The organism is Klebsiella sp. K5-204 (genome assembly GCF_030128585.1).
GTDB lineage: Bacteria > Pseudomonadota > Gammaproteobacteria > Enterobacterales > Enterobacteriaceae > Klebsiella > Klebsiella quasipneumoniae.
Genome location: NZ_JAKUZS010000011.1, coordinates 61,130 through 79,584, shown reverse-complemented (window position 1 = coordinate 79,584; position 18,455 = coordinate 61,130). Strand labels below are relative to the sequence as shown.

Annotated in this window: 20 protein-coding genes; 9 read left to right on the top strand and 11 right to left on the bottom strand. The window is 58.6% G+C overall.

Features of this window, described 5'->3' with window-relative positions:
• Nucleotides 1-54: 54 nt before the first annotated feature.
• From MKR05_RS24085 to dolP, 4 genes are read left to right on the top strand one after another with little or no spacing between them, the layout of a single operon-like run.
• The gene (locus MKR05_RS24085; RefSeq protein WP_050533704.1) at nucleotides 55-2,163 is read left to right on the top strand and encodes a penicillin-binding protein activator; all 2,109 of its coding nucleotides are present in this window, start codon (nucleotides 55-57) and stop codon (nucleotides 2,161-2,163) included.
• The gene (locus tag MKR05_RS24080; protein ID WP_023291104.1) at nucleotides 2,121-2,507 is read left to right on the top strand and encodes a YraN family protein; all 387 of its coding nucleotides are present in this window, start codon (nucleotides 2,121-2,123) and stop codon (nucleotides 2,505-2,507) included. Before MKR05_RS24085 ends, MKR05_RS24080 begins: the two co-directional genes overlap by 43 nt.
• 25 nt (nucleotides 2,508-2,532) lie before the next feature.
• Nucleotides 2,533-3,123, top strand: coding sequence for a DnaA initiator-associating protein DiaA (diaA, locus tag MKR05_RS24075; RefSeq protein ID WP_002918211.1), 591 nt, complete (start codon nucleotides 2,533-2,535; stop codon nucleotides 3,121-3,123).
• 9 nt (nucleotides 3,124-3,132) lie between these two features.
• Nucleotides 3,133-3,708, top strand: coding sequence for a division/outer membrane stress-associated lipid-binding lipoprotein (dolP, locus tag MKR05_RS24070; protein ID WP_023291105.1), 576 nt, complete (start codon nucleotides 3,133-3,135; stop codon nucleotides 3,706-3,708).
• A gap of 120 nt (nucleotides 3,709-3,828) precedes the next feature.
• On the opposite strand, the gene MKR05_RS24065 is transcribed toward dolP, so the two are convergent.
• Together MKR05_RS24065 and MKR05_RS24060 are read right to left on the bottom strand one after the other, a co-directional pair.
• Nucleotides 3,829-4,869, bottom strand: a complete 1,041-nt coding sequence (locus MKR05_RS24065) for a permease (RefSeq protein WP_284118886.1) — start codon at nucleotides 4,867-4,869, stop codon at nucleotides 3,829-3,831.
• A gap of 75 nt (nucleotides 4,870-4,944) precedes the next feature.
• Nucleotides 4,945-5,592 (bottom strand): NAD(P)H-binding protein, encoded by a 648-nt coding sequence (locus MKR05_RS24060; RefSeq protein ID WP_248569172.1) that lies wholly within the window; start codon nucleotides 5,590-5,592, stop codon nucleotides 4,945-4,947.
• 128 nt (nucleotides 5,593-5,720) lie between these two features.
• Between MKR05_RS24060 and MKR05_RS24055 the strand changes: the two genes are divergently transcribed.
• On the top strand, nucleotides 5,721-6,257 hold the full coding sequence (locus MKR05_RS24055; protein WP_004206160.1) for a type 1 glutamine amidotransferase domain-containing protein: 537 nt from the start codon (nucleotides 5,721-5,723) through the stop codon (nucleotides 6,255-6,257).
• Here MKR05_RS24055 and MKR05_RS24050 read toward each other — a convergent pair.
• Nucleotides 6,219-6,662: a YhbP family protein gene (locus MKR05_RS24050; protein ID WP_023291108.1), complete on the bottom strand. Its 444-nt coding sequence runs from the start codon at nucleotides 6,660-6,662 to the stop codon at nucleotides 6,219-6,221. The two genes, MKR05_RS24055 and MKR05_RS24050, sit on opposite strands and share 39 nt — an antisense overlap.
• Nucleotides 6,663-6,711: 49 nt before the next feature.
• Between MKR05_RS24050 and MKR05_RS24045 the strand changes: the two genes are divergently transcribed.
• Nucleotides 6,712-7,002 (top strand): GIY-YIG nuclease family protein, encoded by a 291-nt coding sequence (locus tag MKR05_RS24045; protein ID WP_032429219.1) that lies wholly within the window; start codon nucleotides 6,712-6,714, stop codon nucleotides 7,000-7,002.
• Here MKR05_RS24045 and MKR05_RS24040 read toward each other — a convergent pair.
• A complete protein-coding gene (locus tag MKR05_RS24040; RefSeq protein ID WP_023291110.1) occupies nucleotides 6,989-7,492 on the bottom strand; it encodes a GNAT family N-acetyltransferase in 504 nt (167 codons plus the stop codon). The genes MKR05_RS24045 and MKR05_RS24040 overlap by 14 nt on opposite strands.
• Nucleotides 7,486-8,010, bottom strand: coding sequence for an SCP2 domain-containing protein (locus MKR05_RS24035; protein WP_002918231.1), 525 nt, complete (start codon nucleotides 8,008-8,010; stop codon nucleotides 7,486-7,488). The genes MKR05_RS24040 and MKR05_RS24035 overlap by 7 nt, the downstream gene beginning before the upstream one ends.
• Nucleotides 8,011-8,231: 221 nt before the next feature.
• On the opposite strand from MKR05_RS24035, the gene MKR05_RS24030 reads away from it, so the two are divergent.
• The 3 genes from MKR05_RS24030 (at nucleotide 8,232) to MKR05_RS24020 (ending at nucleotide 11,262) form a co-directional block, all read left to right on the top strand.
• The gene (locus tag MKR05_RS24030) at nucleotides 8,232-9,227 is read left to right on the top strand and encodes a peptidase U32 family protein (RefSeq protein ID WP_004206164.1); all 996 of its coding nucleotides are present in this window, start codon (nucleotides 8,232-8,234) and stop codon (nucleotides 9,225-9,227) included.
• Nucleotides 9,228-9,232: 5 nt separating this feature from the next.
• Nucleotides 9,233-10,111 (top strand): U32 family peptidase, encoded by an 879-nt coding sequence (locus MKR05_RS24025; RefSeq protein ID WP_023291112.1) that lies wholly within the window; start codon nucleotides 9,233-9,235, stop codon nucleotides 10,109-10,111.
• Between the two features lie 143 nt (nucleotides 10,112-10,254).
• Nucleotides 10,255-11,262: an LLM class flavin-dependent oxidoreductase gene (locus MKR05_RS24020; RefSeq protein ID WP_017899898.1), complete on the top strand. Its 1,008-nt coding sequence runs from the start codon at nucleotides 10,255-10,257 to the stop codon at nucleotides 11,260-11,262.
• Between the two features lie 44 nt (nucleotides 11,263-11,306).
• On the opposite strand, the gene mtr is transcribed toward MKR05_RS24020, so the two are convergent.
• The 6 genes from mtr to rpsO all read right to left on the bottom strand — a co-directional run bounded on the left by mtr (nucleotide 11,307) and on the right by rpsO (nucleotide 18,444).
• Nucleotides 11,307-12,551 carry a tryptophan permease gene (gene mtr / locus MKR05_RS24015; RefSeq protein ID WP_032454170.1) on the bottom strand — a complete coding sequence of 415 codons (1,245 nt, stop codon included), beginning with the start codon at nucleotides 12,549-12,551 and terminating at the stop codon, nucleotides 11,307-11,309.
• A 143-nt stretch (nucleotides 12,552-12,694) separates the two neighbouring features.
• Nucleotides 12,695-14,626: an ATP-dependent RNA helicase DeaD gene (gene deaD / locus MKR05_RS24010; RefSeq protein WP_023291114.1), complete on the bottom strand. Its 1,932-nt coding sequence runs from the start codon at nucleotides 14,624-14,626 to the stop codon at nucleotides 12,695-12,697.
• Nucleotides 14,619-14,699, bottom strand: coding sequence for a protein YrbN (gene yrbN, locus MKR05_RS24005; protein WP_085903200.1), 81 nt, complete (start codon nucleotides 14,697-14,699; stop codon nucleotides 14,619-14,621). The genes deaD and yrbN overlap by 8 nt, the downstream gene beginning before the upstream one ends.
• 104 nt (nucleotides 14,700-14,803) lie before the next feature.
• Nucleotides 14,804-15,688 (bottom strand): lipoprotein NlpI, encoded by an 885-nt coding sequence (gene nlpI, locus MKR05_RS24000; RefSeq protein WP_004206169.1) that lies wholly within the window; start codon nucleotides 15,686-15,688, stop codon nucleotides 14,804-14,806.
• 108 nt (nucleotides 15,689-15,796) lie between these two features.
• A complete protein-coding gene (pnp, locus tag MKR05_RS23995; protein ID WP_023291115.1) occupies nucleotides 15,797-17,932 on the bottom strand; it encodes a polyribonucleotide nucleotidyltransferase in 2,136 nt (711 codons plus the stop codon).
• 242 nt (nucleotides 17,933-18,174) lie between these two features.
• On the bottom strand, nucleotides 18,175-18,444 hold the full coding sequence (rpsO, locus tag MKR05_RS23990) for a 30S ribosomal protein S15 (protein WP_002918244.1): 270 nt from the start codon (nucleotides 18,442-18,444) through the stop codon (nucleotides 18,175-18,177).
• Nucleotides 18,445-18,455 lie beyond the last annotated feature (11 nt).

Genomic DNA, 18,455 nt, shown 5'->3' with positions numbered 1-18,455 from the left:
CGTATTGCCGATTTAATATTGAGCATTGAGCCAAAAAAATATCACTGGACACTTATGGTACCGTCAACATTTCTTCGTTCTAAGCCCGCGCGCTGTCTGCCCGTATTGCTGGCTACTCTTCTTTTTGCTGGCTGCGGCACCCACACGCAGGATCAAAGTACGGCGTTTATGCAGGGTACGTCGCAGGCCAACTCCAGTTTCTACTTGCAGCAGATGCAGCAAAGCACGAATGATAGCAAGACCAACTGGCAATTACTCGCCATTCGTGCACTGCTGCAGGAAGGAAAGAAGCAGCAGGCCATCGACCTGTTTAACCAGCTGCCGTCGAACCTGGACAGCACCCAGGCCCGTGAACAGTCACTGCTGGCGATAGAAGTGAAGCTGGCGCAGAACGACTATCAGGGGGCCCGTACGCTGTTGGCTAAGCTTGACCCGGCAAGCCTGGAGCAGCCTCAGCAGGCGCGCTACTGGCAGGCGCAAATCGATGCCAGCCAGGGTAAACCATCGGTTACGCTGCTGCGGGCCTTAATCGCCCAGCAGCCGCTGCTGAGCGATGCCAAACAGCGCCAGCAAAATATTGACGCGACCTGGCAAGCGCTGACCGCGATGACCCAGGATCAGGCCAATGCGCTGGTGATCAATGCCGATGAAAATACCCTCCAGGGCTGGCTGGATCTGCAGCGGATGTGGTTTGACAACCGCAACGATCCCACGCTGCTGAAAGCCGGCGTCAAAGACTGGCAGACGCGCTACCCGCAAAACCCGGGCGCCAAAATGCTGCCGACGGCGCTGGTGAACATGCAAAACTATAAGCCCGCCTCCATCAACAAGATTGCGCTTTTCCTGCCGCTGAACGGCCAGGCGTCGATCTTCGGCCGTACCATCCAGCAGGGCTTCGAAGCCGCCAAAAACGGCGCGCCGTCGGTGACGGGCAGCGCGGTTCCCGCTCAGGTCGCCCAGGCGGCGAACGCGTCCGGTAATGATGACGTGGTAAGCCCGTCGCAGGCGGAAATTACCGATCTTACGGCTACCGGAAGTCGCGCTGAACCGGTGCAGGCCCCGGCGCAAACCCAGGCAACGCCAGCCGCGGAGCCGGCCGCTCAGGCCCCGGCAGCGGTCGCCGCGCCGCAGACCACCGCCTCTCCGGCCACCCAGCCGGTCACTGCCCCGGCCGCACAGCCGCAGCCAGTGGTCGCCACCGCCGCCAACCCCTCGGCAGAACTGAAAATTTACGATACCACCAGCCAGCCGATCGGCCAGCTGCTTGCTCAGGCTCAGCAGGACGGCGCCACCCTCGTCGTCGGACCGCTGCTGAAAGAGAACGTCGAAGATGTTATCAAGAGCAATACGCCGCTCAACGTGCTGGCGCTCAACCAGCCGGAGAAAGTCGAAGGCCGCGCTAATATCTGCTATTTCGCGCTGTCGCCGGAAGACGAAGCGCGTGACGCCGCCCGACATATCCATCAACAGGGCAAACAGACGCCGTTGCTGCTGGTTCCGCGCGGCGCGCTGGGCGATCGTGTGGTCAGCGCGTTTGCCGACGAGTGGCTGAAGCTGGGCGGCGCCAGCGTTCTGCAGCAGCGTTTTGGCTCCACGGCGGAGCTGCGCGCTGGCGTTAACGGCGGAGGGGGCATTGCGCTGAGCGGCACCCCGGTCTCCACCCTGCCATCAGCGCAGAACAGCGTCCTCGGCAGTGCGGATGAGATGCCGGTTAGCAGCGGCGGCAGCGTCGACGCGGCCTACATCCTCGCCACCCCGGAACAGATTGGCTATATCAAACCCATGATCGCGATGCGCAACGGCAGCCAGAGCAATGTCACCCTGTACGCCAGCTCGCGCAGCGCGCAGGGCACCGCCGGTCCGGATTTCCGTCTGGAGATGGAAGGCCTGCAGTATAGCGAAATCCCGATGCTGGCTGGCAGCAACCCGGCGCTGATGCAGCAGGCGCTGTCTGCGGTGCGCAATGACTACTCGCTGGCGCGTCTGTATGCGATGGGCGCTGACGCCTGGTCGCTGGCAAACCACTTCACGCAAATGCGCCAGACGCCGGGCTTCGAGCTGAACGGGAATACCGGCGATCTGACGGCGACTCAGGACTGCGTGATTAACAGGAAACTGTCATGGCTCAAGTACCAGCAGGGACAAATCGTCCCGGCCAGCTAAGCAAACAGACCGGCGATGCATGGGAACACCGTGCTCGCCGCTGGCTGGAAGGCCAGGGCCTGCGTTTTATCGCCGCCAACGCCCGCGAGCGTGGCGGCGAAATTGACCTCATCATGCGCGACGGCGCCGTCACCGTCTTTGTCGAGGTGCGCTACCGCCGCAGCGCCCTGTACGGTGACGCGGCGGCCAGCGTCACCCCGCAAAAACAGCAACGCCTCCTTAAAGCCGCCCGTTTGTGGCTCTGCCGACAGAATGGGAGCTTTGAGACTGTGGATTGCCGTTTCGATGTGGTAGCCTTCACCGGAAACGACATCCAATGGCTAAAAAACGCCTTTGGCGAATAGCGTAATACCAGAAGTAAGGGATCCCGTGCTCGACAGAATCAAAGCCTGCTTTACCGAAAGCATTCAAACCCAAATTGCCGCAGCAGAAGCACTCCCGGACGCCATCTCCCGGGCGGCGATGACGCTCGTGCAGTCCCTGCTCAACGGCAACAAAATCCTCTGTTGTGGTAATGGCACTTCCGCCGCCAACGCACAGCATTTTGCTGCCAGCATGATTAATCGTTTTGAAACGGAACGCCCTGGTTTACCCGCCATTGCACTAAACACCGATAATGTGGTCTTAACTGCCATCGCTAACGATCGCCTGCATGACGAGATTTACGCCAAGCAGGTGCGCGCCCTGGGACATGCCGGCGATGTGCTGCTGGCAATCTCCACGCGCGGTAACAGCCGGGACATCGTCAAGGCAGTGGAAGCCGCCGTGACCCGCGACATGACCATCGTCGCGTTGACCGGCTATGACGGCGGTGAGCTGGCGGGCCTGTTAGGTCAGCAGGATGTCGAAATTCGCATCCCCTCGCACCGCAGCGCGCGTATCCAGGAGATGCATATGCTGACCGTCAACTGTCTGTGCGATTTGATAGATAACACTCTTTTTCCACACCAGGACGATTAAGGAGAACACATGAAGGCTCTCTCGCCCCTCGCCATCCTGCTTTCTGCACTACTGCTGCAGGGCTGCGTTGCCGCCGCGGTAGTCGGAACGGCAGCAGTCGGCACTAAAGCCGCAACGGACCCGCGTACGGTGGGAACCCAGGTCGATGACAGCACCCTGGAACTGCGCGTCAATAGCGCCTTGTCGAAAGATGAACAGATTAAGAAACAGGCCCGCATCAACGTTACCGCTTATCAGGGCAAAGTCCTGCTGACCGGTCAGTCGCCGACGCCGGACCTCTCAGCCCGCGCCAAGCAAATCGCCATGGGCGTGGAAGGAACCACGGAAGTGTTTAACGAAGTGCGCCAGGGCCAGCCGATTGGTTTAGGCACCGCCTCTTCTGATACCTGGATTACCACCAAGGTGCGTTCGCAGCTGCTGGGCACCGATCAGGTCAAATCCTCGAACGTGAAGGTGACCACGGAAAACAGCGAAGTCTTCCTGATGGGACTGGTGACCGACCGTGAAGGCCGCGCGGCGGCGGATATCGCCAGCCGGGTGAGCGGCGTGTCCCGGGTGACTACCGCCTTTACCTACATCAAATAAAGCTGCAGTTTCCCGGCTGGCGCTACGCTTAGCCGGGCTGCAGTCCCCTGTTCGTTATGTGCCGGGTTAGGCGTAGCGCCGCCCGGCACACCATCCGGCTATCCGTACGTTTACAGCACACTACACCAGCGCCAGCGCACCGACAATCGCGCCGCACAGCGCCACCAGCCCGCCGGTCAGCCACAGCGCTTTGGCCGGGAAGGCTTTGCGCAGCATAATCAGCGACGGCACGCTCACCGCCGGCAACGTAATCAGCAGCGCCAGCGCCGGTGCGACGCCCATCCCTGCCAGCATCATCGTCTGGACAATCGGAATTTCCGCCGCGGTAGGGATCACAAACAGGCAGCCGGCGATCGCCATCGCGATGACCCAGAACAAGGTATTATCCACCACGCCATCAGCGTGCGGGAACAGCCAGACGCGCGCCGCCCCCAGCACCAGTACCGCAAGGATATAAACCGGGATGGTGTTCCAGAACAACGTCCACAGCGCCCGCAGCCAGCGGCTAAAGAAACCGCCCTGGGCCGCTTCCGGTTGCGCTTCAGGCACCACGGCAGGCTGCGTCGCCGCCTCTTTTACCCATTTTTGCACCAGCGTTGCGACAATCAGCACCGTCGCCAGGCCCGCCACCAGGCGAACCAGCGCAAACTGCCAGCCCAGAACAAAGCCCATAAACACCAATGTCGCCGGGTTGAGCAGCGGATTGCCCATCCAGAACGCCAGCGCCCCGCCCATCGACACCTGCTGTTTGCGCATCCCGGCCGCGACCGGCGCGGCGCAGCAGGTGCACATCATGCCTGGCAGCGAGAAAATCGCCCCCAGCAGCGCCCCCTGAAAACGCGATTGCCCCAGGGTGCGCAGCAGCCAGTCGCGCGGGATCAGCACCTGAATCAGCGACCCGAGCAGCACGCCGAGCACCGCCGCTTTCCAGACGGCAAGGAAGTAAACCATCGCGTAGTCCCACGCCGCCTTTAACGGATTAGCGTCGGCCTGGGCGAGAATGGATTTACCGATACTGTGGGTTTCCGCCGCAGTGAAGGCTTTCCCGTAGTACGGCTGCCATTTGACGAACCACAGGCCGACAATCACGACGAGAAAGAAAAGCGCGGGTTTCCACCATTGAAATGGTGACGCCGCCTGAGATGAAGACTGACCAGCCATAGCATTCCCCAGCAAGAAATGTGGATATGAATTGAAGCCGTGAATACTACGCCGGAAGCCTGCGTTTGCAAACCGCTATTCCGCGTGCCGCGCGGCGCGCTCCCGCAGCTCGGACGATGACAGAATTTGCACCCCTTCGTGAGTGGGCGACAGCGCCTCCTCCAGCAGGGCAATCGCCACGTCGCGTGCCGCAATGGATTTCCAGTTCCCCGGTAAGAGTCGGAACAGCGGTTCGAGGAAGGTCTCATTGGCCCGTTTTTTTTCCCGCTCGCCTGACAGCATCGACGGCCGGGCAATAGTCAGCCGCGGCCATCCCTGCTCGATCAGCGCCGCCTCCATTTCCCCCTTCACCCGATTGTAGAAAAACGGCGAGTGGGCGTTAGCGCCCATCGCGCTGACCACCAGCATATGCTGAGCGCCTAGCCGTTTGCCGGTCAGCGCCGTATCAACAACCAGCGTAAAGTCGGCATGGACAAAGGCCTCTTTACTTCCCGCTTCCCGGCGCGTCGTTCCCAGACAGCAGAAGACAATGTCGACCGGGTCGACCACCTGCGCCAGGGCATCGGTCAGCTGCGGATCGTACGGATTAAACACGCCTTCCGCCGGCGCCAGTGGGCGACGCGTCGGGGCAGCGATGGTGCTGATGCGGGGCTCATTCTGCAGCAGCCGGAGTAAGTGACCGCCAACTAACCCGGTCGCGCCGGTCAATAATACCTGACTCATTGATTCTCCTTTACGGAATTCTCTGCCTTGCACTTTCGCGCTCATGTTCCAGGCTTAATACCTTACAAGGTAAGTATCCACCATCATCATGGAATTACCTCATTGACCATCCAGACAGCGGAGGAAGCATGAGTAAAAAGATAGCCGTGCTCATTACCGACGACTTTGAAGATTCTGAATTTACCTCTCCCGCCGAGGCGTTTAAGCTCGCCGGGCATCAGGTCGTGACGATCGAAAAGCAGGCTGGCAAGACGGTGAAGGGTAAACAGGGAGAAGCAGAGGTCGCCATCGATCGGGCCATTGATGACGTCACACCGGGTGAATTTGATGCCTTGTTGCTGCCAGGGGGCTATTCCCCGGACCAGCTGCGCGGGGATGAACGCTTTGTCACCTTTACGCGCGATTTTGTCAACGGCGGGAAGCCGGTCTTCGCCATCTGCCACGGCCCGCAGCTGCTGATCAGCGCCGATGTGATCCGCGGGCGCAAGCTCACGGCGGTAAAACCGATCGTGGTGGATGTGAAAAACGCCGGGGGCGAGTTTTACGACCAGGAGGTGGTGGTCGATAACGAACAGCTGGTCACCAGCAGAACGCCGGACGATCTGCCGGCCTTCAATCGCGAAGCGCTACGCCTGCTCGGCGCCGGCATCGCGCCGCCAGTGTAGCTTTTTCCCGAACCCCAGCGTGTTGTCGGTAAACTTGATTTCGTCCGGACGAATCTCCCAGACCGGCGCCGACAGCATGCGGGCCACCGGGAAGCGCTTGACGTAGCGCTGGCGCATTCGCGCCTCTTCGTCGCCGCGCAGACGACGGATCTCGCCCTGGAACTGCACGCCGCGGATCAAGGCCACGGTCTTGGGCTGACCGTTGACCGTCCCGGCCACCTTCGCCCGCTCGCCGGTCATCTGGCCGTGGCGGGTGTGCTCCTCGCTGAGCAGATAAAAGGCCACGGTATCCGGGTCATAGACGTAAAAGGCATTCGCACACCACAGCTCGTCGTCACGGGAGACGCACCAGGTGACGACGTGCTGTTTACTCAGCCAGCGGCCAATGGCGGCAAGCGTATCCATCTTTCTTCTCCATTATGCTATGGTGCATACACCTTACCATAGTGACTTTGTGACCGTGTGCTGGTTTCTGTATCTCATTCGAACCGCGGATAATCGCCTCTATACCGGCATCACCACCGATGTGCCGCGCCGCTTTCGCCAGCATCAGGCAGGGAAAGGCGCGAAGGCGTTGCGCGGCAAAGGCGACCTGCGACTGGCCTTTAGTCATGAAGTTGGTGAACACTCACTTGCTTTGCGGCTGGAATACCGCATTAAGCAGCTAACGAAGCGCGAAAAAGAGCGCCTCGTTGCCGGAGAGGATACCGTTGAAACCCTGCTGGCAAGGCTCAAAAACGATTAAAGTGGTCGCTGTATTCGACCTGGCCGTGGACGCCTTCGAGGGCGTCATCCGCCAGGCGATGCACCTGGAACGCCTCCGCGCTGTCCGGCCAGCGGCAGCGGAGATCGAAGCGCGCGGCCGGTTCAAAACCAAAGCGACGGTATAACGCCGGGTCGCCCAGCGTCACCACCGCGGCATAGCCAAACTCATTCAGCGAATCCAGCCCTTCATAGACCAGCTGCCGGCCAATGCCCTGTCCGCGATAGCGTTCATCCACCGCCAGCGGCGCCAGGCCGACCCACTGCAGCTCTTCACCTTCCACCGCAACCGGGCTGAAGGCAACGTAGCCGATCACCTGGCCTTCATCATCCGTCGCCACTACCCCCAGCGTGATCAGTCCATCTTCACGCAGATCGTGCACCAGCTGCGCTTCGGCATCGCGGCCGAAGGTACGACGCAGCAGCGCGTCGATTCCCGGTGCATCAATCCCAATTTCCACTCGAATCAGCATGCCTCACCTACCGATGTCTGTTCAGGTTTCTGCGGGCTCTTCAGTCCAGCTTCGACAAAATCCGCCAGTTGCAGCAACATCACGCGCAGCGCTTTGGGCATCTGCTCGAGCTCAATGGCGTCCATCAAATTTTTTACATACAGCCCCAGCTCCGTATCGCCTTCAATAACCAGACGACGCTGGAAGAATAGCGTATCCGGATCCTGCTTGCGCGCGGCGATCATTAACAGATCGCTGGCGTCGGCGCTGAAGCTGACGTCGGCGTCGGCCTGCTGGCTGACCACCAGGCGACCATCGACTACCGAGGTATACCACAGCAGACCGATGTCACGCACATGAATACTTAACCAGCGCCCCTCGAGAAACTCCAGCTCACCCTCCGCCAGCGCCTGGCGAAACTGCCAGCTAAGCACCTGCTCCAGCACCTGGCGCTTGAGGGCAAAAGGCGCCAGCTTAACCGGCACGCTCATTAAAGACGGGCCAAAGTGGACCAGCCGGGAACGCAGTTTATCCAACACAAGCTTTACTCCATGAATGCAATTGTGCCGCTATTGTGCCATATCACATAAACAACATAGCGGCGTAAATCAACAAAAACGCGATGACGGCAGCCAGTTATTGGCGCCGCCAATACACTTTTAACTGCCTCAAATCAAAAATTGTCACCAGAAGGTTAACTAAAATCCCTGCTCGTTAACCATTCAGCGTCCCTGACGGGCCGCATTTTTCAGGAAAAATTATGGAGCTGCTCTGCCCAGCCGGTAACCTTCCGGCGCTTAAGGCGGCCATCGAAAACGGCGCCGATGCCGTCTATATCGGGCTGAAAGATGACACCAACGCCCGCCACTTTGCCGGCCTTAATTTCACCGAAAAGAAACTGCAGGAAGCCGTCAGCTTTGTGCATCAGCACCGTCGTAAGCTGCATATCGCCATCAACACCTTCGCCCACCCCGACGGCTACGCCCGCTGGCAGCGCGCGGTGGATATGGCGGCTCAGCTGGGCGCCGATGCGCTCATTCTGGCCGATATCGCCATGCTGGAGTACGCCGCGGAGCGCTATCCGCATATAGAACGCCATGTGTCGGTACAGGCTTCCGCCACCAATGAAGAGGCCATTCGCTTCTATCATCGCAACTTCGACGTGGCGCGCGTCGTACTGCCGCGGGTGTTATCTATTCACCAGGTGAAACAGCTGGCCCGCGCCACGCCGGTGCCGCTGGAAGTCTTTGCCTTCGGCAGCCTGTGCATCATGGCGGAAGGCCGCTGCTATCTCTCTTCCTACCTGACCGGCGAATCGCCCAACACCGTCGGCGCCTGTTCGCCTGCGCGCTTCGTGCGCTGGCAGCAAACCCCGCAGGGGCTGGAATCGCGTCTCAATGAGGTGCTGATTGACCGCTATCAGGATGGGGAAAACGCTGGCTACCCAACGTTGTGTAAAGGCCGCTACCTGGTCGATGGCGAGCGCTATCACGCGCTGGAGGAGCCCACCAGCCTCAACACTCTGGAACTGTTGCCGGAGCTGATGGCCGCCAATATCGCCTCAGTGAAAATCGAAGGCCGTCAGCGCAGCCCAGCCTACGTCACCCAGGTGGCGAAAGTCTGGCGCCAGGCGATCGATCGCTGCAAAGCCGATCCGCAGAATTTCGTGCCGCAATCCGCATGGATGGAAACCCTTGGCTCCATGTCCGAAGGGACACAAACCACCCTTGGCGCCTATCACCGTAAATGGCAGTGAGAAACATGAAATATTCATTAGGGCCGGTGCTTTACTACTGGCCAAAAGAGACGCTGGAAGATTTTTACCAGCAGGCGGCAAACTGCAGCGCCGACACCATTTATCTCGGCGAAGCGGTGTGCAGCAAACGCCGCGCCACCAAAGTCGGCGACTGGATCGAGATGGCGAAAGCGCTGGCCGGCAGCGGCAAGCAGGTGGTGCTGTCTACCCTCGCGCTGGTGCAGGCCTCCTCTGAACTGGGCGAGCTGAAGCGCTATGTCGATAACGGTGAGTTCCTGATTGAGGCCAGCGATTTGGGCGTGGTGAACCTCTGCGCCGAACGCAAGCTGCCGTTCGTCGCCGGGCATGCGCTGAACTGCTACAACGCCGTCACTCTGCGTCTGCTGCTTAAGCAAGGTATGGTGCGCTGGTGCATGCCGGTGGAGCTTTCCCGCGACTGGCTGGCTAATTTACTGACCCAGTGCGAAGAGCTGGGTATTCGCAATCAGTTTGAAGTCGAAGTGCTGAGCTACGGCCATCTGCCGCTGGCTTATTCCGCCCGCTGCTTTACCGCCCGCTCGGAAGATCGGCCAAAGGATGAGTGCGAGACCTGCTGCATCAAGTACCCAACCGGGCGCAGCATGCTGTCCCAGGAGAACCAGCAGGTGTTCGTGCTCAACGGTATCCAGACCATGAGCGGCTATGTCTACAACCTGGGCAATGAGCTGACGTCCATGCACGGCCTGGTGGATATGGTGCGCCTGTCGCCGATGGGCAACGAGACCTTCGCCATGCTCGACGCCTTCCGCGCCAATGAAAACGGCGCTGCGCCGCTGGCGCTCACCGGCAACAGCGATTGCAACGGCTACTGGAAACGGCTGCCTGGGCTGGCGCTGCAGGCCTGATAAACCGCTCACTTTGTTAACAGCAGTGCTCAGATTTTAATGCATTATTAAAGATGCAGCTTTTCTGGCTGGCGCGTCCTGGATGCGCCAGGCTGGAAGAAGACCTTCAATCTGATGACGATGCTGTAGCAAAGTGAGCCTTTATGACTGACAAATCTGTTCCGTTCTCGGTGCTCGATCTGGCGCCGATCCCGCAAGGATCTTCTGCTAAAGAAGCCTTTACCCACTCTCTGGATCTCGCCCGGCTGGCCGAATCGCGCGGCTATCACCGCTACTGGCTGGCGGAGCACCACAATATGGTCGGCATTGCCAGCGCAGCGACCTCGGTGCTCATTGGCTATCTCGCGGCCAATACCACCACCCTGCATCTGGGGTCCGGTGGCGTGATGCTGCCCAACCACTCTCCGCTGGTGATTGCCGAGCAGTTCGGCACCCTGAATACCCTCTATCCCGGGCGTATCGATCTCGGCCTTGGCCGCGCGCCGGGCAGCGATCAGCCCACCATGCGCGCCCTGCGTCGCCATATGAGCGGCGATGTCGATAACTTCCCGCGCGATGTCGCGGAACTGGTGGACTGGTTTGACGCCCGCGATCCGAACCCGCACGTGCGCCCGGTTCCTGGCTATGGCGAACGAATTCCGGTGTGGCTGCTGGGCTCAAGCCTCTACAGCGCCCAGCTGGCGGCGCAGCTCGGCCTGCCGTTCGCATTCGCTTCGCACTTCGCGCCGGATATGCTGTTCCAGGCCCTGCACCTGTATCGCAGCAACTTTACGCCCTCAGCGCGGCTGGAAAAACCGTATGCCATGGTGTGCATTAATATCATCGCCGCCGACAGCAACCGCGATGCGGAGTTTCTCTTCACTTCCATGCAGCAGGCGTTTGTGAAGCTACGTCGCGGCGAAACCGGACAGCTGCCGCCGCCGGTGGAAAATATGCATCAGCTGTGGTCAGCGTCCGAGCAGTATGGCGTGCAGCAGGCGCTGCGCATGTCGCTGGTGGGTGATAAAACCAAAGTCCGCCACGGCCTGGAGTCGATTTTGCGGGAAACCGAGGCGGACGAAATCATGGTCAATGGCCAGATCTTCGACCACCAGGCGCGCCTGCATTCTTTCGATTTAGCGATGCAGGTGAAAGAGGAATTGTTGGGTTAATCAAAATCCAGGCCCGGTGGACGTCGCGCCACCGGGTAAGCCTCTTACTGGTAAACCGGCAGCAGATTAACGCTCGACAGAATGTGCACGACCGCATTGCCCAGGCCAAACAGCAGGATCAGCACAATCATCGGTGTTCCGCCCCATACGCGGAACTGTGGGCTGCCGAAGCGTTTACGCGAGGCGCGAGCCAGCAGAGCCGGTACAATCGCCGCCCAGATCGTCGCCGCCAGGCCGGCATAGCCGATGGCGTAGAGGAAGCCATCGGGTTTCACCAACCCGCCAATCATCGGCGGAATAAAGGTCAGCAGCGCAGTTTTAAAGCGCCCCAGCGCGCTGTCGTCAAAGCCAAACAGATCCGCCAGGTAGTCGAACAGCCCCAGCGTGACGCCAAGGAACGAGCTGGCGACGGCAAAATTAGAGAACACCACCAGCAGCAGATCCAGGCTCCGGCTGTTCAGCACCCCGCTCAGGGCCTGCACCAGCACATCAATGTTGCCGCCCTTCTGCGCGATGTCGATAAACTGCGGGCGCGGGATATTGCCCATCGTCACCAGCAGCCAGACCACGTACAGACCCAGCGCCAGCAACGTACCGTAGGTTAAGCAGCGGATGATGGTACGTGGATCTTTTCCGTAGTATTTCATCAGGCTCGGCACGTTGCCGTGGTAGCCAAACGAGGCCAGGCAGAACGGCAGCGTCATCAGCAGGTATGGCGCATAGGAGGCGTTCTTTTCCGCGACGTTAAACAGCGTCGTCGGCTCGACGTGCCCCAGCAGACTGCCGAAGGTCAGGAAGAACGTGATCACCTTGGCGCCAAGCACGATAGCCGTCATGCGGCTCACCGCTTTGGTGCTCATCCAGACGATAAATGCCACCAGCAGCGCAAAGCCAAAACCCGCCGCCCGCGCCGGTACGTTCAGCGACATCTCGCTAAACGTATGATGCAGTATCGAGCCGCTGGCTGAAATATAGGCGTAGGTCAGAATATACAGCACAAAGGCGATCGACACGCCGTTGACCAGGTTCCAGCCCTTACCGAGCAGATCTTTGGTAATGGTGTCGAAGCTGGAGCCGATCCGGTAGTTAAGGTTGGCCTCGAGGATCATCAGACCGGAGTGCAACATGCAGAACCAGGTGAAGACCAGCGCCGCCAGCGACCAGAAAAACCACGCGCCGGACATCACCACCGGCAGCGAGAACATGCCCGCGCCGATAATCGTGCCGCCGATGATCACCACGCCGCCAAACAGGGACGGACGGGTTGCCGTAGTGGTTAGTGTCGCCATTTACCGAAATCTCCAGTCAAAAATACTTTCCCACAATGGGTGTGACGCACTGTACCAGTACACGAGTACAAAAGAAATAAAAAAAGCCCCAATCAAGACGATCGGGGCTGTATTATTTAGTTTACGCTAGCGGGATGCGTTAATTACGCATCGCCACCGAAGCGACGGCGACCGGCAGAGTCATCGCGGCGCGGCGCGGATGCATCGTCACGACGCGGCGCACGGCCTTCACGACGCTCGCCGCTGAAACGACGACCATCACCACGACCACCTTCACGACGCTCGCCACCGAAGCCACGACCGCCTTCACGACGCTCACCGCCGAAGCTACGACCGCCTTCACGACGTTCACCGCCGCCACGACGTTCGGTGCGCGGCTGCGCATCGCCCAGCAGCTGCATGTTCATCGGCTTGTTCAGGATACGGGTACGAGTAAAGTGCTGCAGCACTTCGCCCGGCATCCCTTTCGGCAGTTCGATGGTGGAGTGAGAAGCGAACAGTTTGATGTTACCGATGTAACGGCTGCTGATATCGCCTTCGTTAGCGATCGCGCCAACGATATGACGTACTTCAACACCGTCATCGCGACCCACTTCAATGCGATACAGTTCCATATCGCCTACGTCACGACGCTCACGCTTCGGACGATCTTCGCGATCGCCACGCGGAGCGCGGTCGTTGCGGTCGCCACGACGCTCGAAGCGATCGTCACGGTCACGGAACTCACGACGCGGACGCATCGGCGCATCCGGCGGCACGATCAGCGAGCGTTCGCCCTGGGCCATTTTCAGCAGCGCAGCAGCCAGCGTTTCCACGTCCAGCTCTTCGCCTTCCGCCGTCGGCTGGATTTTCGCCAGCAGCGCACGGTACTGGTCCAGATCGCTGCTTTCCAGCTGCTGCTGGACTTTCGCGGCGAATTTTTCCAGACGACGTTTGCTCAGCAGCTCTGCGTTCGGCAGTTCAACTTCCGGAATGGTCAGCTTCATCGTACGTTCGATGTTGCGCAGCAGACGACGCTCGCGGTTCTCAACGAACAGCAGCGCGCGGCCGGCGCGGCCCGCACGGCCGGTACGGCCGATACGGTGAACGTAAGACTCGGAATCCATCGGGATGTCGTAGTTCACCACCAGGCTGATACGCTCAACGTCCAGACCACGGGCTGCAACGTCAGTCGCAATCAGGATATCCAGACGACCGTCTTTCAGACGCTCCAGGGTCTGCTCACGCAGCGCCTGGTTCATGTCGCCGTTCAGCGCCGCGCTGTTGTAGCCGTTACGCTCCAGCGCTTCAGCCACTTCCAGGGTCGCGTTTTTGGTACGGACGAAGATAATCGCCGCATCAAAATCTTCCGCTTCCAGGAAACGCACCAGCGCTTCGTTTTTACGCATGCCGTAGGCAGTCCAGTAGCTCTGGCTGATGTCCGGACGAGTCGTCACGCTGGACTGAATACGCACTTCCTGCGGCTCTTTCATAAAGCGGCGGGTAATGCGACGGATCGCTTCCGGCATGGTGGCGGAGAACAGCGCGGTCTGATGCCCTTCCGGGATCTGCGCCATAATGGTTTCTACGTCTTCGATAAAGCCCATGCGCAGCATTTCATCTGCTTCATCCAGTACCAGGCCGCTCAGTTTAGAGAGGTCCAGGGTGCCGCGCTTCAGGTGGTCCAGCAGACGACCCGGGGTACCGACTACGATCTGCGGACCCTGACGCAGGGCGCGCAGCTGCACGTCATAACGCTGGCCGCCGTACAGGGCAACCACGTTTACGCCGCGCATATGTTTAGAGAATTCCGTCATTGCTTCAGCAACCTGTACCGCCAGCTCGCGGGTCGGCGCCAGCACCAGGATCTGTGGTGCTCTCAGCTCAGGATCGATGTTGTTCAGCAGCGGTAAAGAAAACGCTGCGGTTTTACCGCTACCGGTCTGGGCCATACCCAGAACGTCGCGGCCGTCCAGCAGATGCGGAATGCACTCAGCCTGGATCGGAGATGGTTTTTCGTAACCCAGATCGGTAAGCGCTTCAAGGATAGGAGCCTTCAGGCCCAGATCTGCAAAAGTGGTTTCGAATTCAGCCATGTAGTACGTGTGCCTCAAAATTAATGGCGGCCAGTCTACATAACTCATCGTGAAAATTTACGGTAATTTTCATTGAAAAGTGTGAACCGGCTCAAAGTAGGTGTATTAACGAACAACAACGCCCTCACCCGCGAAGGTGATGGCAAGCAAAAAACTATGGGCTGATGTGTTCGTCAGCTATTGCTGGTCCGATTCTGCCAGGTCATCTTGCTCCTGGCCCAAGAGCGATAATTCCAACAATGCGTATCGGTGCTCAACGTAGTTATGTACGTTGTTGGCGACCGCCAGTTTGAACAGTGCCGTAGCGCTGTCCTTGTCCCCCAGACTTAGGTAGTACTTACCTAAATAGAAGTTGGTTTCACTGAGATGCTCAGCGAGCGAGGTGTTATCCGTTGCGTCTGCCTTCAGACGAGTCATCAGCTCTTTTTCGCTAATGTCGCCAAGGTAGAACTCGACAATGTTCCATCCCCATTGCTCTTTGTCCGACTTGTCTAAGCGCTCTCTGAGTGCTTCAAGCGCCCGCTTCTCGTCGAGTTTACGCTCGGCGATATAAAGCCACAGGCTACGGAAAGGATCATTGGGATCGTCTTGATAAAACGCCAGCAGATCATCTTGCGCTAACTTAGCCCGGCCGCCGTAATACAGGGCGATACCGCGGTTCAAGTGCGCGTAGTTGTAAGTTGGATCAAGCTCAAGTACAGAATCAAACGCTTCATAGGCAGCATCAAAATTGCCTGCCTGCGTTAAGTAAATGCCTAAGTAATTGAATACTTCAGGCATATCGGGTCGGATTGCCAGCGCTTGTGAAAAATCATTTCGCGCTAATGCCCTCAGACCGAGACTATCATACAACACTCCGCGCTCATATAAAAGCTGTGCGCGTTCGTCATCGGATAAAGCCCGACTGGCAAGAATTTGTTCCATACGTGCCAGAATCACTTCTTGCTGTAAAGTCGGTTGCAATGGTACTGCGAGGACGGCGTCCTTACGCCAGGCGGTGCTACTGCATCCTGCCAGCGTGAGAGCTGTCGCCACGAAACACCAGCGCAAAAAAGGCTTCATTTCCCACTCCCGAAGACAACGATTGGATGAACGTCCTGTTCCCCGGCTGCAAACGAGGCGTCCTGCCCGTAAAACGCCCTCCGCAAAAGCGGAGGGCTAACGGCAACCTTACTCGCCCTGCTCGGCAGCCGGAACTTCCGGCGCTGCGGCAGACGGAGTCTGTTCAGTTGCTTCTTTGATGCTCAGACGGACACGGCCCTGGCGGTCAACTTCCAGAACCTTAACCGGTACTTCCTGACCCATCTGCAGGTAGTCAGTCACTTTCTCAACGCGCTTGTCGGCGATCTGCGAGATGTGAACCAGACCTTCTTTACCGCCGCCGATGGCAACGAACGCGCCAAAGTCAACGATACGGGTCACTTTACCATTGTAGATACGGCCAACTTCGATCTCAGCGGTGATCTCTTCGATACGACGGATTGCATGTTGTGCTTTGTCGCCGTCGGTCGCTGCGATCTTCACGGTACCGTCATCTTCGATTTCGATGGTGGTGCCGGTCTCTTCGGTCAGGGCACGGATAACAGAACCGCCTTTACCGATAACGTCTTTGATCTTGTCCGGGTTGATCTTGATGGTGTGGATACGCGGTGCGAATTCAGAGATGTCGCCGCGCGGCGCGTTAATCGCCTGCTCCATCACGCCCAGGATGTGCAGACGCGCACCTTTAGCCTGGTTCAATGCAACCTGCATGATTTCTTTGGTGATACCTTCAATTTTGATATCCATCTGCAGCGCAGAGATACCGTCGCGGGAACCCGCTACTTTGAAGTCCATATCGCCAAGGTGGTCTTCGTCACCGAGGATGTCAGACAGCACGACGAAGTTGTCGCCTTCTTTCACCAGGCCCATGGCGATACCCGCCACGGCGGCTTTCACCGGCACACCAGCGTCCATCAGCGCCAGAGAGGCACCACAGACGGAAGCCATGGAAGAAGAGCCGTTGGATTCGGTGATTTCAGACACCACGCGAACGGTGTACGGGAATTCGTCGATAGTCGGCATCACGGCCAGAACGCCGCGCTTAGCCAGACGACCGTGACCGATTTCACGACGCTTCGGAGACCCCACCATGCCAGTTTCGCCTACGGAGTACGGAGGGAAGTTGTAGTGGAACAGGAAGGAGTCGGTACGCTCGCCCATCAGTTCGTCGATGTTCTGCGCATCGCGTGCGGTACCCAGAGTCGCGGTAACCAGCGCCTGCGTTTCGCCACGGGTGAACAGTGCGGAACCGTGAGTACGCGGCAGAACGCCGGTACGAACGTCCAGACCACGGATCATATCTTTTTCGCGGCCATCGATACGCGGCTCACCGGCCAGCACGCGGCTACGAACCACGTTTTTCTCGATAGCGTGCAGGATTTCACCCAGTTCGTTAGCGTCCAGGGTTTCATCTTCTGCAACCAGCGTAGCGATGGTTTCAGATTTGATCACATCAACCTGAGCGTAACGCTCTTGTTTGTCGGTGATACGGTAAGCATCGCTCAGGCGGGATTCAGCCAGCGCAGCCACGCGCGCGTTCAGCGCTTCGTTGACGGCTTCCGGCTGCCAGTCCCAACGCGGTTTACCGGCTTCTTTCACCAGGTCGTTGATGTTCTGAATAACAATCTGCTGCTGCTCGTGGCCAAAGACCACCGCGCCCAGCATCTGGTCTTCGCTCAGCAGTTCCGCTTCGGATTCCACCATCAGCACGGCCGCTTCGGTACCGGCAACCACCAGATCCAGTTTGCTGGACTTCAGCTCTTCCTGGGTTGGGTTCAGTACGTACTGGTCGTTGATGTAACCCACGCGCGCGGCGCCGATTGGGCCATTGAACGGAATACCAGACAGGGACAGCGCTGCGGAAGCGCCGATCATCGCGACGATATCCGGGTTAACCTGCGGGTTAACGGAAACCACGGTGGCGATAACCTGAACTTCGTTAACGAAGCCTTCCGGGAACAGCGGGCGAACCGGGCGGTCAATCAGACGCGCGATCAGGGTTTCGCCTTCGCTTGGGCGGCCTTCACGACGGAAGAAACCACCCGGGATTTTACCGGCAGCGTAGGTACGCTCCTGGTAGTTAACCGTCAGCGGGAAAAAGTCCTGGCCTGGCTTCGCTTTTTTCTGGCCCACAACGGTCACGAATACCGCAGTGTCATCCATGCTAACCATCACAGCGGCCGTTGCCTGGCGCGCCATCATGCCGGTTTCCAGGGTCACGGTATGCTGGCCGTACTGGAATTTACGAACGATCGGATTAAGCAAAATTCTATCCTTTTTATCTATAAATCACGCCATATCTACGACATAGCGTCTATTGACCCGATCCTCTGCATCCTCGCGACTAATGACAACCTTTACCCGCCCCTGCGGATGAAGCCTCTCATTAGCCGCGCGAACCTCTGCATGAAGATCATTACTAGCAACAATACATGAGTTTTGAATGAATTGCTGCCGCCCGGTCGAAAAAAGGGGCCGTCAGGCCCCTTTTTCTGAAACTCGCAGAATTAGCGACGCAGACCCAGACGCTCGATCAGCGCAGAGTAACGTGCAACATCTTTACGTTTCAGGTAGTCGAGCAGTTTACGACGCTGAGAAACCATGCGCAGCAGACCACGACGGCTGTGGTGATCTTTTTTGTGCTCTGCAAAGTGGCCCTGCAGGTGGTTGATCTGTGCAGTCAGCAGTGCAACCTGAACTTCGGTAGAACCGCTGTCGTTTTCGCCACGACCAAACTCAGAAACGATTTTTGCTTTAGCTTCAACGCTTAGAGACATTTTAGAACTCC

Bases quoted from the DNA above. Each gene is read 5' to 3' on its own strand.
- MKR05_RS24085 (WP_050533704.1), top strand. From the start codon at position 55: ATGGTACCGTCAACATTTCTTCGTTCTAAGCCCGCGCGCTGTCTGCCC.
- MKR05_RS24080 (WP_023291104.1), top strand. From the start codon at position 2,121: ATGGCTCAAGTACCAGCAGGGACAAATCGTCCCGGCCAGCTAAGCAAA.
- dolP (WP_023291105.1), top strand. From the start codon at position 3,133: ATGAAGGCTCTCTCGCCCCTCGCCATCCTGCTTTCTGCACTACTGCTG.
- MKR05_RS24065 (WP_284118886.1), bottom strand. From the start codon at position 4,869: ATGGCTGGTCAGTCTTCATCTCAGGCGGCGTCACCATTTCAATGGTGG.
- MKR05_RS24060 (WP_248569172.1), bottom strand. From the start codon at position 5,592: ATGAGTCAGGTATTATTGACCGGCGCGACCGGGTTAGTTGGCGGTCAC.
- MKR05_RS24055 (WP_004206160.1), top strand. From the start codon at position 5,721: ATGAGTAAAAAGATAGCCGTGCTCATTACCGACGACTTTGAAGATTCT.
- MKR05_RS24050 (WP_023291108.1), bottom strand. From the start codon at position 6,662: ATGGATACGCTTGCCGCCATTGGCCGCTGGCTGAGTAAACAGCACGTC.
- MKR05_RS24040 (WP_023291110.1), bottom strand. From the start codon at position 7,492: ATGCTGATTCGAGTGGAAATTGGGATTGATGCACCGGGAATCGACGCG.
- MKR05_RS24030 (WP_004206164.1), top strand. From the start codon at position 8,232: ATGGAGCTGCTCTGCCCAGCCGGTAACCTTCCGGCGCTTAAGGCGGCC.
- MKR05_RS24025 (WP_023291112.1), top strand. From the start codon at position 9,233: ATGAAATATTCATTAGGGCCGGTGCTTTACTACTGGCCAAAAGAGACG.
- MKR05_RS24020 (WP_017899898.1), top strand. From the start codon at position 10,255: ATGACTGACAAATCTGTTCCGTTCTCGGTGCTCGATCTGGCGCCGATC.
- mtr (WP_032454170.1), bottom strand. From the start codon at position 12,551: ATGGCGACACTAACCACTACGGCAACCCGTCCGTCCCTGTTTGGCGGC.
- deaD (WP_023291114.1), bottom strand. From the start codon at position 14,626: ATGGCTGAATTCGAAACCACTTTTGCAGATCTGGGCCTGAAGGCTCCT.
- yrbN (WP_085903200.1), bottom strand. From the start codon at position 14,699: ATGAAAATTACCGTAAATTTTCACGATGAGTTATGTAGACTGGCCGCC.
- nlpI (WP_004206169.1), bottom strand. From the start codon at position 15,688: ATGAAGCCTTTTTTGCGCTGGTGTTTCGTGGCGACAGCTCTCACGCTG.
- rpsO (WP_002918244.1), bottom strand. From the start codon at position 18,444: ATGTCTCTAAGCGTTGAAGCTAAAGCAAAAATCGTTTCTGAGTTTGGT.